The organism is Winogradskyella aurantia (genome assembly GCF_002266855.1).
Classification (GTDB): domain Bacteria; phylum Bacteroidota; class Bacteroidia; order Flavobacteriales; family Flavobacteriaceae; genus Winogradskyella; species Winogradskyella aurantia.
Genome location: NZ_NGJN01000002.1, coordinates 437,194 through 453,044, shown reverse-complemented (window position 1 = coordinate 453,044; position 15,851 = coordinate 437,194). Strand labels below are relative to the sequence as shown.

The following is a 15,851-nucleotide window of genomic DNA, read 5'->3' as shown; positions in this document are numbered from 1 at the left end:
AAAAATGAAAAACTCAAATAAAATAAATATCATACTTTTTATGTTGTGTATTACATTAAGCTATGCACAGCAAACGCCTGCACCTGAGCAAACTAAAGATTTTGCCATTATTGGTGCCACGGCTCATATTGGTAATGGTACTGTAATAGAGAACAGTATTATCGTGGTGAGCAATGGTAAAATTTCCACTATTGGGCCAGAAGCTTCTACTCCACTTACGAGACAAGCCATGGATGTTATAGATGCTAAAGGCAAACACGTTTATCCCGGCTTTATAGTGTCTAACGGAACCTTAGGTTTAGTTGAAGTCGACGCTGTAAAAGCCTCTGATGATCTTTCTGAGTTAGGGACTTATAACCCTCATATTAGGAGCATCATTGCGTATAATGCTGAATCTAAAATCGTAGAATCCATGAGACCAAATGGTGTATTGCTTGGACATGTGGTGCCGAGGGGTGGACGCATTTCAGGAACGTCATCCATTGTTCAGTACGATGCTTGGAATTGGGAGGATGCTGCGATTAAAACAGATGATGGTATTCACATTAATTGGCCGAGCACCTTTAGTCGTGGGCGCTGGTGGTTAGGTGAGGATCCTGGCTTAAAGCCTAATAAGAACTATCCAAAGCAGGTGAAGGAATTATCAGATTATTTCACAGAAGCCAAAAGTTACAACCTTGGCCCAAAAAATGAACGTCATTTGCCTTTCGAAGCACTTATAGGTCTTTTTGATGGTTCAAAACGTCTATACCTAAACGCTGATGATGAAAAGAGCATCACGGATGCTGTAAACTTTGCAAAGGCTCAAGGGGTTTCTAATATTACCATAGTTGGTGGCTATCAAGCAGGAAACATTGCAAGCTTTTTAAAACAAAATGATGTTTCTGTGTTTTTAAGACGTGTGCATACTAGACCAGAACTTGAAGATGATGATTATGATTACACATTTAAGCAAGCTAAAAAACTGGTCGACGCTGGTATCCTTGTATCCTTAGAACCTAGTGGGCAAATGGAACGAATGAATTCCCGTAACCTGCCATTTTATGCTGGTACTACCGTAGCGCATGGCTTAACTAAAGAACAGGCCCTGCAGTTGATAACTCAAAATCCTGCAAAAATAATGGGTATTGACAATATGTATGGCACTCTTGAGGTTGGAAAAAGCGCAACGCTTTTTATCAGTGAAGGTGATGCCTTAGACATGCGGACTAATAAACTAACCCATGCCTTTATCGATGGTAGAAATCTAAGTTTAGAAACCCACCAAACGGAACTTTGGAAACGATATTCTGAAAAATACGGGATTGAAAATTAAAATTAAAAAGCGAGCTGAAAAGTTCGCTTTTTTTTATCAAGTATAATCACTAAAGCTTTCAAATTAAACCAGTATTATGCTGTGATATTAAATATTGTATATTACCCGAATTAATACGAAACGTAAATGAAAGCCTTTGTTATCCTTAAAAGAACGGTAGGCAAAATACAACGAGATGGTTTGGTTCGAACGAGCAAAGCTGTGTATTCTAACATTTATGAGCATTATTTTGACTGGAAGTATGGTATTGATACGAAGACTTGGGTGTCACATAAGGACTTAATAGCCGAAAATGACTTAGCCAAACATTCGGGACAGTATCAACCCAATTGTGCCTTAGTTGTTAAAAAAGTTCTCAGAAAACTCCAACTGCCTAAAGACCAGACTTTTATTGATATTGGCTCTGGCAAAGGACGCATAATAATCTTAGCTGCGAAGTACGGGTTTAAAACCATTAAAGGAATTGAACTCTCCTCTAATTTAAGTAGTATAGCTGAATCAAATATTGAAACCTTCATAACTAAAACGGGTAATCCAGCACGTATACAAATTATTAATAAAGATGCCACTAAACACAAATTCGACGTAATGGACAGTGTCATATTCATGTATAATCCTTTTAACGGTATTGTTTTTGAAAAAGTGATTGATAATATTAAGCAGTCCTTGCAAAAATATCCACGTCAAATGACAATAATCTACATGAATCCCACTGAAAGAGAGATGTTGGAATCTAAATTGGAGTTTAGTTCTATTCAAAATTTTACATGGAATGAACACTACACCATATATAAGACTAAATAGAAAAAGCGGCGTTTAGCTCAGACGAACTCTTCCTTTTGAGTAACCAATTCTAATGCTTCAACTCACACAAAATTGCATTACTTTTGTTATCGATGACAAAGACCATAACAAGCTCCAATAATCCCCTAATCAAGCAACTGGTTTCTCTAAAGGAGAAATCTAGGGTAAGAAAAAAAACAGGCCAGTTTTTAGTTGAAGGTAAGCGTGAAGTGTCACTTGCCATAAAAGGGGGCTACCAAATAGAGACCTTATTGTTTTTTCCAGATTTATTCTCTGAAAGTGAAGCTAAAGCCATGGGAAGCTATGGTATTTCTATTATTGAAATTTCAAAAGACGTCTTTCAAAAATTGGCCCATCGCGATACTACAGAAGGAGTAATTGCAGTGGTAAATTCAAAAAGTCATAGTCTTGAAACTCTAATATTAAACTCTAAAAACCCTTTAATCTTAGTCGCTGAAGCTCCAGAAAAACCTGGAAATGTGGGAGCATTATTGCGTACTGCAGATGCTGCAAATGTCGATGCCGTTATCATTGCCAATCCTAAATCCGACTTGTACAATCCAAATATTATTCGTTCTAGCGTTGGTTGTGTATTTACAACCCAGATAGCTATGGCCACCACTTCAGAATCCATTGCATTTTTAAACAAATACAGTTTCAATATTTTTTCTGCAGTTTTGCAAAAATCCCAACCATATCACATCCAAGATTTCACCTTGCCAACAGCTATTGTGGTTGGAGCCGAAGCAACTGGTTTAACTAAAGAATGGCGCGACGCAGCGACACAAAACATTAGTATACCGATGCAAGGGTTTATTGATTCCATGAATGTATCTGTGGCTGCAGGAATTCTTATTTTTGAAGCTAAACGGCAGCGCAACTTTAAGTAAAACTATTCTTTTAAAACTTTTTTATCATTGTTGTATTTTTGAGACTTCGTTTTTAAATGTGGTAAATCAAAATTTTTATGTCGGCATCTGTCTTGTTTTTCATCATAATCGGAATAATTCTTCTTACCTTTATAATAGATAGCATACTTGATGCTTTAAACGCAAAGCATTATAAGGACCCTATACCAAATGCCCTTAACGACGTGTTTGATCCAGAAGAATATGAAAAGTCTCAGGCCTATAAATTAGTAAATTACAAGTTTGGCATATGGTCCTCCCTATTTTCCTTAGTTCTCACTTTAGGGTTTCTTTTTTTGGATGGATTTGAGTATGTAGATAATATTGCACGTAATTATTCTAACAGCCCTATTGTAATTGGTTTGATTTTTTTTGGTATAATTATGTTAGCCAGCGATATTCTATCAACACCATTTTCATATTACAAGACCTTTGTGATTGAAGAACAATTTGGTTTTAACAAGACCTCTAAAAAGACATTCGTATTAGACAAAATCAAGGGACTTTTCATGATGGTTCTTATTGGTGGTGGCCTTATGGCACTTATAATTTGGTTTTATCAGCTTACTGAAAATCAATTTTGGTTATATGCGTGGGGAATTGTAACCATTTTCACAGTGTTTATGAATATGTTTTACGCTAGGCTGATTGTTCCTTTGTTTAATAAACAGACCCCTCTTGAAGAAGGCGATTTGCGAGATAAAATAGCGGCTTATGCAAAATCTGTTGGCTTCAATTTAGATAAAATTTTCATAATAGACGGCTCTAAACGGAGTACCAAGGCCAATGCCTACTTCTCTGGTTTTGGCCGTGAAAAACGTGTGACACTATACGATACATTGGTTAATGATTTAGACGAAGAAGAAATCGTTGCGGTCTTAGCGCATGAAATTGGGCATTATAAAAAGAAACACATCATTTTTAATCTTGTGACCTCCGTTTTACTCACTGGATTGACCTTGTATATTTTGTCCATATTTATTTCCAATCCATTGCTTTCCAATGCGCTTGGTGTAGAGATTCCAAGTTTTCATGTTGGGCTCATTGCTTTTGGTTTACTTTACTCACCTATATCTGAAGTAACAGGTTTAATAATGAATTATGTCTCTCGTGTTTTTGAATACCAAGCAGACGATTACGCTAAAAAAACATACAAGGCTGAACCCTTAATTACATCCTTAAAAAAACTTTCTAAAAATAGTTTGAGTAATTTAACACCTCATAAAGCTTATGTTTTTGTGCATTATTCGCATCCAACATTAGTACAGCGAGTAAAAAACTTAAGAGCTTAACTATTAACTTTTATAGTAATTATTGTGGTTAAACGCATTGCCCATTTACTTTAGTTTTACTACCTTAGATATATGACTCAGGTAGAGATAGAAAAAGAAAATGCCGCCATTGCAAAAGCTTACAAGGAACTTTTAAAGGTAAGCTACCAAACCTTAACCAAGGACGATAAGAAATTGATTCGTCATGCGTTCGAGGTGGCTCTTGATGCTCACAAAGACCAAAGACGAAAGTCTGGAGAGGCCTATATCTTCCATCCAATTGCGGTTGCGAAAATAGTTGCTCAAGAAATTGGTTTGGACGCCACCTCTATCGCCTCTGCCCTGCTTCATGATGTCGTTGAAGACAATCCAAATTACACAATTGCAGATATAGAGCAACTTTTTGGAGACACCGTAGCTAGAATAGTTGATGGTCTTACGAAGATTTCTTCGCTAAAAAAAGATATGGATGTATCCCTTCAAGCTGAGAACTTCCGCAAGATGTTATTAACCTTAAATGAAGATGTCAGGGTCATCATCATTAAAATTGCGGATCGCTTGCACAATATGCAAACCATGGAATCCATGCGAGCCGATAAACAAGTGAAAATTGCTTCAGAAACCCTTTATATCTATGCACCTCTAGCGCACAGAATCGGACTCTATAACATCAAAACGGAACTCGAGGATTTAGGCTTAAAATACACGGAGCCCGAAGTCTATAATGACATTCTCGAAAAAATGAAGGAGAGTAAGGAGGAACAAGACGCCTATATAAAATCCTTCTCAAAGGTTATTGAAGAGTCTTTAAATAAGGAAGGGCTTAATTATGAAATAAAAGGCAGACCTAAATCCATCTTCAGTATTAGAAGAAAGATGGTAAAACAAGGCGTTTCTTTTGATGAGGTTTACGATAAATTCGCAGTAAGAATCATCTATAAGTCTGATTTTGAGAACGAAAAGTTTTTAGCTTGGAAAATATATTCCATCGTCACGGACCATTTCACACCTAATCCCATCCGTCTACGAGATTGGATTTCATCGCCTAAATCAACCGGGTATGAAGCATTACACATTACTGTGGTGGGTCCTAAAAGTCGTTGGGTTGAAGTACAGATAAGGAGTGAACGAATGAACGAAATAGCCGAAAAAGGCTACGCTGCTCATTATAAATACAAAAATGAAAAGGACGAAGACGATAGTCTAGACCTTTGGATTAATCGTTTACAGGAAGCTTTGGAAAACAACGAAGCAGACGCTGTTGATTTTGTAGAGCAGTTTAAACTTAATCTTTATTCTAAGGAGATATTCGTTTTTTCACCGAAAGGGGATCTCAAGTCCCTACCCAAAGGAGCGACTCCCTTAGACTTTGCCTTTAGTATTCATACCGAGGTGGGGATGAAGACTCGAGGAGCCAAGGTAAATGGTAAATTGGTGCCCTTAAGCCATGAGCTTCAAAGTGGTGATCGCATTGAGATATTAACTTCCGAAAATGCCAAACCCAACGCTAACTGGCTAGACTATGCCACAACGGCTAGAGCTAGGAGCAAAATTAAGACCGCCCTAAAAGAAGATACCAAAATCATTGCTGAGGAAGGTAAGGAAATATTGAGAAGAAAGCTCAAACAGTTAAAAATAGCGCTGAATGAAAATTCTGTAAATGAATTAGTGAGTTACTTTAAATTAAGCACCTCTCTTGATTTATTTTATCGGGTTGGGATAGGCACTATAGATAATGCCAAGTTAAAAGCTTTTGCGTCGTCGCGAAGTAATGCCTTTGTTAGCTATATTAAAAACAAAATACGAAAGCCAGAAACACCAAAGGATATTGACCGGGATGAAATTACTTCCAAGTATGATATGTTGGTTTTCGGCAAGGAAGAAGAAAAGCTAAGTTATACCCTTTCCAACTGTTGTAACCCTATTCCAGGTGATAAGGTTTTCGGTTTTTTAACTATTAACGATGGTATTAAAGTCCACAAAAAAAACTGTCCAAATGCCGTGAGTCTGCAATCTAATTACGCCTACAGAATCATACCTGCAAAGTGGATAGATTCGTCCCAGCAGGTTTACACTTCTCAAATCACCTTATCAGGGATTGACAATCTGGGATTGGTGAATGACATAACAAATCTCATTTCACAAAACATGCATGTAAATATGAAAAGTATAAGTTTTTCAAGTGACGACGGGGTGTTTTCAGGGAAAATTACAGTCCAAGTAAAAAACCAGAGCATGCTTAAAAAATTAATGGATAAACTCAAAAAAATTAATGGTATTGATAAGGTTAAGAGAGTTTAAAATTTGTGTAAATTTGCACCACAATTATGAAGGCAATCACAGAAGAAAGTAATCAAGAAATAGTAAAACGTGTTTTTACCCAGTTTCTAGAGGAAAAAGGCCATAGGAAAACGCCTGAGCGCTACGCTATACTTCAGGAAATTTATGATAGTGAAGAACATTTTGATATCGAATCACTGTACATCAAAATGAAAAATAAAAACTATCGTGTGAGCCGTGCAACACTTTACAATACGATAGAACTTTTGTTGGAATGTGCTTTAGTGCGTAAACATCAATTTGGTCAAAGTCAGGCACATTACGAAAAATCCTATTTCGATAAGCAGCACGATCATGTAATTCTTACAGATACTGGAGAGGTCATTGAATTTTGTGATCCACGTATTCAATCTATTAAAAAAACGATAGAGGAGGTTTTTGATATTCAGATAACCAATCATTCACTATACTTATACGGTAAACGTAACAAGAACGACTAACTAATTATATAAAATGGCAGTAGATTTACTACTAGGACTTCAATGGGGTGATGAAGGCAAGGGAAAAATTGTAGATGTTTTCACTTCAAAATATGATATTGTTGCAAGGTTTCAAGGTGGACCTAATGCTGGGCATACACTGGTATTTAATGGCAGAAAGCATGTACTGCATACAATCCCCTCTGGAATTTTCCATAAAAACACAGTAAATCTTGTCGGTAATGGTGTCGTTATAGACCCTGTCATCTTTAAAAAGGAATTAGATAAGTTAGATGAGCAAAATGTGGATTATAAGGCGTCCCTATTGATATCACGTAAGGCCCATATAATATTACCAACACACCGCTTGCTCGATGCGGCTAGTGAAGCTGCAAAGGGAAAGGCTAAAATAGGCTCTACCTTAAAGGGGATTGGTCCTACCTATATGGATAAAACAGGAAGAAACGGCATACGCGTTGGTGATATTGAGCTGGCTAATTGGAAAGATAAATACAGAGCTCTTGCAGACAAGCATGAGGCTATGATTGACTTTTACAATGTGGATATACAGTATGATTTAAAAGAATTAGAAACTGATTTCTTTAATGCGATCGAAACCTTAAAATCACTTAAATTCATAGATTCAGAAGAATATATGCACCAGGCTCAAGCCTCAGGAAAGTCAATTTTGGCTGAGGGAGCTCAAGGATCATTGCTAGATATTGATTTTGGTACCTATCCCTACGTAACCTCTTCAAATACAACCGCTGCAGGTGCTTGTACAGGGCTTGGTATTGCTCCCAGTGCAATCGGAGAAGTTTTCGGAATATTTAAAGCCTATACAACCCGGGTGGGTTCAGGTCCATTTCCAACAGAATTATTTGATGAAGATGGAGAAACCATGGGACGTGTTGGTAATGAGTTTGGCGCAACCACGGGTCGTCCAAGACGTTGCGGATGGTTAGATTTAGTCGCTCTTCGTTATGCCTGTCAAGTAAATGGTGTAACCCAATTGATAATGATGAAAGGTGACGTGCTTTCCGGTTTTAAAACCTTAAAAGTATGCACTGCTTATAAATACAAAGGTGAAACTATAACACATCTGCCCTATAATATCGAGGAAGATAATATTACTCCTATTTACACCGAATTAAAAGGTTGGAAAGCAGATTTAACAGGCATGACAGAAACTACACAATTGCCTTTAGAACTCAATGATTATATTGAATACCTTGAAAAAGAGCTTGATATTCCCATAACCATTGTATCAGTTGGTCCTGATAGAAAGCAGACTATTGTGAGGAAAACAGTATAAACCTCTAAGGCATCTGTTAAAAATATTGTTAACTGATACTAAAGCAGGGCTTTAAATGTTATTTTATAAAAAACTTACCGCGTTGAATCGTTTAAAGTATTGCCTCACGCTTCTTATAATTTCGTTATCACTTTTTGGTTTTAGCCAAAAAAGTGAGGTAATCACTATTAAATATGCGGGAACCGGTTATACAGACCCAAATATTGAAGATGGGGCGAAGGTTTTTTTAAGAGATAAGTCCCAACAGGTTCATTTTATACATAAGGGTGTTGATATGTGGTGCGACAAGGCCATTTATTATGAAGACCAAGATTTTATAGAGGCATTTAGTAATGTCATTGTAAAACAAGGTGATTCTATTAACATGGTTGCCAAATATGTGGAGTATAGCGGAAAAACGCAGTTAGCTTTTGCAAGTGGTAATGTAGTGCTAACAGAACCTCAATCTGTATTAACTACAGATACCTTGTACTTTGATAGAGTTAGGCAACAAGCCTTTTATGAAAGTCGCGGCAAAGTGGTAAGAGACTCATCCGGCACTATTACCAGTCAGGAAGGGCGTTATTACATGAATTCTAGGAAATATCAATTTATTAAGGATGTCGTATTGGTTAACCCACAATACACATTAAACACCAATCGATTAGATTTTTTTACCGATAATGGACACGCTTATTTATTTGGACCGTCTACTATCATTGGCGAAACCAGTAAAGTTTACACGGAACGTGGATTTTATGATACTAATAATGATACTGGGCACTTTCAAAGGAACGCTCGCATAGACTATGATAATAGAACAATAGAAGGTGATAGTTTGTATTTTGACCGTGCCAGGAATTTTGCTTCTGCAACTAATAATATTACGGTTACCGACACTATAAATAATAGTGTTGTAAAAGGACATTATGCTGAGGTCTGGCGTGAAAAAGATTCGGTTTTTATAACCAAAAGGGCTTTGGCTATTACAGTGCAGGAAAAAGACTCTGTTTATATCCACGCAGACACCTTAATGCTTACAGGTAGAGAAGATAATCGTATTACCAGAGCCTATTATAACGTAAGGCTTTATAAAAGTGACTTGGCTGGGAAATCAGATTCTATTCATGTAAACCATAAGACAGGACTTACGCAAATGATAAACCTAGGTCGTTTCGGTCCAACGGATGCCTTTGCTACAGCACGTAAGCCTGTGCTTTGGAATATGGGTAACCAAATGACTGGAGATACGATTCATCTTATTTCCAATGTTAAAACTGAAAAATTGGATTCTCTAAAAGTATTCAATAATGCTTTTCTAGTGAGTGAAGATTCGCTTAGTACTGATGCTTATAACCAGATAAAAGGGCAACGACTTATAGGCTTATTTAAGGATAACGAACTTTATAACGTTGATATAATAAAAAATGCGGAGGTGATTTATTATTCAAGAAATGCAGAAAATCAGCTGGTAGGCATTAATAAGTCAAAATCTGGAAGCATAAATATTCAAATTGAGGACCAAGCTATCCAAGAAATTCGATTAATTAATCAAATTGACGGTGATTTATATCCCGAATCCATGTTTCCTGAAACAGGTAAACACCTTAGAGGATTTGATTGGCGTGGACCAGAAAGACCAAATTCCGTGGAAGATTTGTTTATAGGTGACCCGCCACTAGAACTAACAAAAATAAGTGGTTTAAAGGATTATGTTCCACCAAAAGAATTTATCGGTGACAGTATAAGTAAGCGCATTGAAGAGGCAGGTAAAGGCACGCCCAATAAGCCAAACAAGGCTGCACGTAATTTGCCAAAACCAAAAAAATCAAATAACACTAAAATCCCAAATAACATGGCTTTAAAGCCTGGGAAAATAAAAGTAATCGACGAGAAAAAAATCATTAAAAAAGATTCCTTGAACGAACAACACAAGGATTAGTAAATTAGAGGATGCAGGAAGATTTCTTTAAATATCAGGCACAAACCACACCACATCCCTTAGCTGTAGAAGTGGCATATGCAAAAGGATCTTACATTTACGATAAAAATGGTAAAGCTTATCTCGATTTTGTTGCTGGAGTTTCGGCATGCAGTTTGGGCCACGTCCACCCTAAAGTTGTCGATGCTGTAAAATCACAATTAGACAAATACTTGCATGTTATGGTCTATGGTGAGTATATTCAAAAACCAGCGGTAGAACTTGCTAAACTTCTCGCTAGCCACTTACCCGCTCCTCTTAAATCCACCTATCTGGTAAATTCAGGAACAGAAGCCATCGAAGGTAGTCTCAAATTAGCCAGACGATATACTGGACGATCGGAAATCATTGCAGCAAAAAATGGGTATCATGGTAATACTATGGGTGCCTTGAGCCTAATGGACTATCAGGAGCGTAAACAACCCTTCTTACCGCTTGTTCCTGACATAAGGCATATTACCTTTAACTGCGAATGGTGTTTACGCCAAATTACGGAAAAAACCGCAGCAGTAATTCTTGAGACCATTCAAGGTGGTGCTGGCTTTATAGAACCCCAACTAGATTATCTCAGCAAAGTTGAAAAACGGTGTAAGGCAGTTGGCGCTTTGTTGATTTTAGATGAAATACAACCAGGAATTGGAAGAACGGGTAAACTTTTCGGGTTTGAACATTACAACTGTACACCAGATATAGTTGTTACCGGTAAAGGCTTGGGTGGAGGCTTGCCTATAGGTGCGTTCTCTACGTCTAAAGAAATCATGTCCTATTTAAGCCATAGTCCTAAGCTAGGACATATTACCACTTTTGGTGGCAATCCTGTTATTGCAGCTGCTGCACTGGCTACTCTAAAGGAGATTACGGAATCTAATTTGATGGAACAAGCGTTGCAAAAGGAGCAGCTTATACGACAACATCTTCAACATACACATATAAAGGAAATTAGAGGAAGGGGACTTATGCTAGCCCTAATACTTGATAATCCCGAAATAACAAATCAAGTAATTTTGGCTGCTCAAAACCAAGGATTGATTCTATTTTGGCTTCTTTTTGAGTCAAGGGCTATCCGGATAACACCGCCTTTAACCATTTCTAACGAAGAATTAATTGAGGGTTGTACGATATTATCGTCAATATTAGATTCGCTTTAATATACTCTGATAATTCATAGAGCAATGTGCCTTAGTAAGTTGCACAACTTGTCTTAAGTATCGGTTTAATGTTAATTATTTTGTTAAAAACATTAATCCAAAATACTCATAAACAGCAATGATACCAGTAAATTTATTTCAGTGAACCATATAACTGTTTATGAAATATAGTCACGACGACGAAAATCTCTCACTTACTAGATTTGAATCAATGCTTAAAACAAATGATATTTTGTTTTTTGATTCAAATGAATTTGAAAACATCATCCACCACTATCTCGAAAATGGTAAAATTGCTCTAGCGAAACGCGCCATTAAACTTGGACTAGAACAACACCCCTCATCTATTAACTTACGCCTATTCCAAGTAGAAATATTTGTTATAGAAAACAAATTTGAGGAAGCAGACCATATTTTAGACAAACTAAATGAATTAGAGCCTAATAACGAAGAGATTTATATTCAAAAGGCCAATGTTTTGTCCAAACAAGACCAACATGAACTGGCTATTGAGACCCTACTCATTGCTATTGGTATGTCTGGTACCCCAGATGATGATGCTGACCTCTTTGCCTTAGTAGGTATGGAATATTTATTTCTAGACCAGTTCGATAATGCCATTGTTTATTTTAAAAAGTGTATTGAGGCAGACACCTCCGATTATAGTGCTTTACACAATATTATTTACTGCTATGACTTTTTAAATAAGAATGCGGAAGCCATAGAATACCTCAATAATTTTATTGATACTAATCCGTATTGTGAAGTGGCTTGGCATCAATTAGGTAGACAGTATTTTACAATAAAGGAATATACAAAAGCTAATGCAGCTTTTGATTTCGCTATTATTTCAGACGATACGTTTGTTGGAGCCTATATTGAGAAAGGAAAAGTACTTGAGAAATTAAAACGCTATGAAGAAGCCATAGAAAATTATAAAATAACCTTGGCCTTAGATGAACCGACATCATTCGCTTTGTTACGAATAGGCCACTGTTATGAAAAACTCAGTAAAGACGACCTGGCTGTTCAGTTCTATAAAAAAACGGTTGAAGATGATCCACTTCTAGATAAGGGTTGGATTGCAATTACCAAATTCTATATGAAACGCCTCAACTATCAAAAGGCACTCTTTTACATTAATAGCGCAGTAAACATTGATGGTGATAACGTATTGTACTGGAAGCTTTATGCCATTGTTAATAAGCGGTTGAATTTCCTGGAAGAAGCTGAACACGGTTATAAACGTACCCTTCAGTTGGGTAATTACGAGTTGGATTCATGGCTGAATCGATCCGATATTCTTATTGCCTTGGGAGAATATCATGCTGCAATTTTAAATTTAACCGAAGCCACGGAGTTTTATCCAGAAAATGCAGAAATAGAATATCGTTTGGCGGGCCTATATTTTACAACCCATTTGGCTGAAAAAGGACGCTTTCATCTCAAAAATGCGCTTCACCTTAACAAGGATTACGACTTTATCCTGACGGAATTATTTCCAAACATCAAGCAAAAACCTGTTGTAAAGGCCATTATTTCGGATTCTAAAAACACATCCAACTAAAAAATCCATATTTTAGCATTCCTTATAAAATTTGAAATGCAAAGAGGTTTTTTAGACTATTTAATCATCGCCTTAAAGGGCATTGCCATGGGAGCTGCAGATGTTGTCCCTGGAGTTTCTGGTGGAACAATAGCGTTTATTTCTGGGATTTATGAAGAACTTATTGAAAGCATTGATAAGGTAAATATCGGATTTTTTAAGTTATGGAAACAAGGCGGTTTTAAAGTCGCATGGAAATCCATTAATGGTACTTTTTTGTTGGTGCTATTTTGTGGTATAGCCATAAGCATCCTATCCTTAGCCAAACTTATTAAGTGGTTGCTAAATAACGAACCTGTTTTATTGTGGTCCTTCTTTTTTGGTCTGGTCTTGGCAAGCATACTGTATATTGCCAAACAAATAAAATCTTGGACCGTAGTGATAATCGTTGCCATTATCATAACCTCTGCTCTGTCCTATTTTATTACGCTTGCAGAACCGTTTGCATCACCAGATAGTTATAGCTATTTACTGTTCTGTGGCTTTATAGCCATCATCGCCATGATACTCCCAGGGGTTTCGGGCGCATTTATTCTTCTCATATTAGGCGCTTACCAAACAGCGATTGACACTGTAAATAATTTGGTTGAAGGCCTTACAACCGGAAACCTCGAACTTTTTAAGGATGCTTTTCTCAAATTTTGTCTTTTGGCCATTGGAGCGGTCATAGGACTTAAGGTGTTTTCCAAAGCATTAAACTGGATGTTTAAGCACAAAAAAAATCTTACCCTTGCCATTTTAACTGGGTTTATGATTGGGTCTCTCAATAAAATATGGCCTTGGAAACAAGTTTTAAAAACTCGTATTAATTCAAAAGGAGAAGAAGTTACCCTGCTCGATAAAAGTATTTCACCCTACGCTTTTGAAGGTAATAATCAGCTTCTTCTAGCCTTGGTTTTTGTTGTTATTGGATTTGCCACTATCCTCATTCTCGAAAGTTTAGGAAAGGCTAAAAAAAGGGTTTAATGGAAAGCACTAGAAGTCTTAAAGATCGTGTTTTTTTGGTCATCAAAGGACTGGCTATGGGCGCAGCCAATAAAGTTCCAGGCGTTTCGGGTGGTGTGGTGGCTTTTGTTGCAGGCTTCTATGAGGAATTTATTTATTCACTTCAACGCGTCAACAAAACAGCCTTTAAGTTGCTGGTATCTGGTAGATACAAGAGTTTTTATCGCTATATTAATGGGAAGTTTTTAGGCCTGCTCTTTCTGGGAATGGTAGTGAGTTACTTTAGTGTTTCCAAAATTTTGGATTATCTCATTGAGAACTATCAACTTTATGTCTGGAGCACATTTTTTGGAATGATTCTAGGCTCAATTTACTATATAAACAAAGATTTTAAGGATTGGAATCGAAAAACGATAACAGCCTTAATTCTTGGAACTGTGGTTGGTCTTAGTATTAGCTTTCTAGATCCAGCTACCGAAAATGACAATTTATTATTTGTATTCTTTTGTGGAATGATTAGTGTCTCAGGGATGACCCTTCCAGGATTTTCTGGATCTTTTATCCTAATTTTATTGGGCAATTACGTTCTCCTTCTCGTAGATTCGGTAAATGCCCTTTACGATACAATTTTTGAACTTCTAAGTGGGGATTTTACATTTTTAGAAAATCAGGTTAGACTTCGAATGTTAAAGGTACTTGCTGTTTTTACACTTGGTTCGGTAGCGGGTTTGGTTACCTTTTCACATATTCTCAATTATATTTTACACCACTATAAAAATATAACACTTGCTACTATTGTAGGATTTATAATTGGTTCTCTAGGTGTCGTTTGGCCATGGAAAAAAACCATTTATAAGACCAATATGGATGGTGATTTTGTATTGGATTCTACTGGAAAACAAATTATTGAGAATTACGAACGTTTTTTACCCGAGTTTAACAGCGAAACTTATTTAGCTATTGCTTATATTGTCTTGGGAGTTTTGATAGTATTAGGTCTTGAATGGTATGGACAACGCACAAGAAAAGTTAAAGATTAAATTTGGTTTGGTAGGAAAAAATATTTCCTACTCCTTTTCACGCGCCTATTTCACTGAAAAATTTAAAAGGGAAAATCTACCCTATTCGTATGTTAATTTTGATCTAGAACATATTGAAACCTTAGATGACATCATAAGAAGTACGCCAAACCTAAAGGGTTTAAATGTAACCATACCCTATAAGGAAGACGTGATTCCACTACTTGATGGTCTAAACAAGCGCGCTAAAAAAATTGGAGCTGTTAATACCATTAGAATAACCCGTTACCAAAGACTTATTGGTTACAATACAGATTATTACGGCTTTAAAAAATCGCTAGAGCCACATCTAAAACAAATGCACAATCGCGCATTAATTTTAGGTACCGGAGGTGCTTCTAAAGCTGTTGCCTACGCACTCAAGAAGCTGAAAATTGATTATGACTTTGTTTCAAGAGTTGAAAAAGAAACTGTGAAATTTCTTTATTCTGATTTAACTGAAGAAATCATCTCAAGCTACCCCATTATTATTAATTGTACACCAATAGGCACCTTTCCTAAGGTAAATGAGTGCCCAGACATACCCTATGAGGCTATAACAGAACAGCACATTCTTTATGACCTTATCTACAACCCAGAACAGACAAAATTTTTAAGTTGTGGCGACATTAAAGGCGCCACAACCATCAACGGTCTAGAAATGCTCAAACTACAAGCCGATAAGGCTTGGGAGATATGGAATAAGTCATAAGACAAAGCCAAATCCTTATTTCCTTTGTAGTTATTGGAGTTGTTACTATC

Annotated in this window: 13 protein-coding genes; all 13 read left to right on the top strand. The window is 36.7% G+C overall.

The window, feature by feature from the left end; genetic code table 11:
* Positions 1-4: 4 nt before the first annotated feature.
* The 13 genes from CA834_RS05440 to CA834_RS05380 all read left to right on the top strand — a co-directional run bounded on the left by CA834_RS05440 (position 5) and on the right by CA834_RS05380 (position 15,801).
* The gene (locus tag CA834_RS05440) at positions 5-1,315 is read left to right on the top strand and encodes an amidohydrolase family protein (RefSeq protein ID WP_094967652.1); all 1,311 of its coding nucleotides are present in this window, start codon (positions 5-7) and stop codon (positions 1,313-1,315) included.
* 126 nt (positions 1,316-1,441) lie between these two features.
* Entirely contained in the window at positions 1,442-2,119 is a 678-nt protein-coding gene (locus CA834_RS05435; RefSeq protein WP_094967651.1) for an SAM-dependent methyltransferase, read from the top strand.
* A gap of 92 nt (positions 2,120-2,211) precedes the next feature.
* A complete protein-coding gene (locus CA834_RS05430; RefSeq protein ID WP_094967650.1) occupies positions 2,212-3,009 on the top strand; it encodes a TrmH family RNA methyltransferase in 798 nt (265 codons plus the stop codon).
* Positions 3,010-3,086: 77 nt separating this feature from the next.
* Entirely contained in the window at positions 3,087-4,319 is a 1,233-nt protein-coding gene (locus tag CA834_RS05425) for a M48 family metallopeptidase (RefSeq protein ID WP_094967649.1), read from the top strand.
* A gap of 72 nt (positions 4,320-4,391) precedes the next feature.
* Positions 4,392-6,599 carry a RelA/SpoT family protein gene (locus tag CA834_RS05420; RefSeq protein WP_094967648.1) on the top strand — a complete coding sequence of 736 codons (2,208 nt, stop codon included), beginning with the start codon at positions 4,392-4,394 and terminating at the stop codon, positions 6,597-6,599.
* Positions 6,600-6,625: 26 nt separating this feature from the next.
* A complete protein-coding gene (locus CA834_RS05415; protein WP_206186846.1) occupies positions 6,626-7,078 on the top strand; it encodes a Fur family transcriptional regulator in 453 nt (150 codons plus the stop codon).
* 13 nt (positions 7,079-7,091) lie between these two features.
* Positions 7,092-8,372, top strand: coding sequence for an adenylosuccinate synthase (locus CA834_RS05410; protein WP_094967647.1), 1,281 nt, complete (start codon positions 7,092-7,094; stop codon positions 8,370-8,372).
* A gap of 55 nt (positions 8,373-8,427) precedes the next feature.
* Positions 8,428-10,293: an OstA-like protein gene (locus CA834_RS05405; protein WP_094967646.1), complete on the top strand. Its 1,866-nt coding sequence runs from the start codon at positions 8,428-8,430 to the stop codon at positions 10,291-10,293.
* 11 nt (positions 10,294-10,304) lie between these two features.
* Positions 10,305-11,480, top strand: coding sequence for an aspartate aminotransferase family protein (locus tag CA834_RS05400; RefSeq protein ID WP_094967645.1), 1,176 nt, complete (start codon positions 10,305-10,307; stop codon positions 11,478-11,480).
* A 160-nt stretch (positions 11,481-11,640) separates the two neighbouring features.
* A complete protein-coding gene (locus CA834_RS05395; RefSeq protein ID WP_094967644.1) occupies positions 11,641-13,047 on the top strand; it encodes a tetratricopeptide repeat protein in 1,407 nt (468 codons plus the stop codon).
* Positions 13,048-13,083: 36 nt separating this feature from the next.
* Positions 13,084-14,052, top strand: coding sequence for a DUF368 domain-containing protein (locus tag CA834_RS05390; protein ID WP_094967643.1), 969 nt, complete (start codon positions 13,084-13,086; stop codon positions 14,050-14,052).
* Positions 14,052-15,071 carry a DUF368 domain-containing protein gene (locus CA834_RS05385; RefSeq protein ID WP_094967642.1) on the top strand — a complete coding sequence of 340 codons (1,020 nt, stop codon included), beginning with the start codon at positions 14,052-14,054 and terminating at the stop codon, positions 15,069-15,071. The genes CA834_RS05390 and CA834_RS05385 overlap by 1 nt, the downstream gene beginning before the upstream one ends.
* Positions 15,040-15,801 carry a shikimate dehydrogenase family protein gene (locus CA834_RS05380; RefSeq protein ID WP_094967641.1) on the top strand — a complete coding sequence of 254 codons (762 nt, stop codon included), beginning with the start codon at positions 15,040-15,042 and terminating at the stop codon, positions 15,799-15,801. Before CA834_RS05385 ends, CA834_RS05380 begins: the two co-directional genes overlap by 32 nt.
* Positions 15,802-15,851 lie beyond the last annotated feature (50 nt).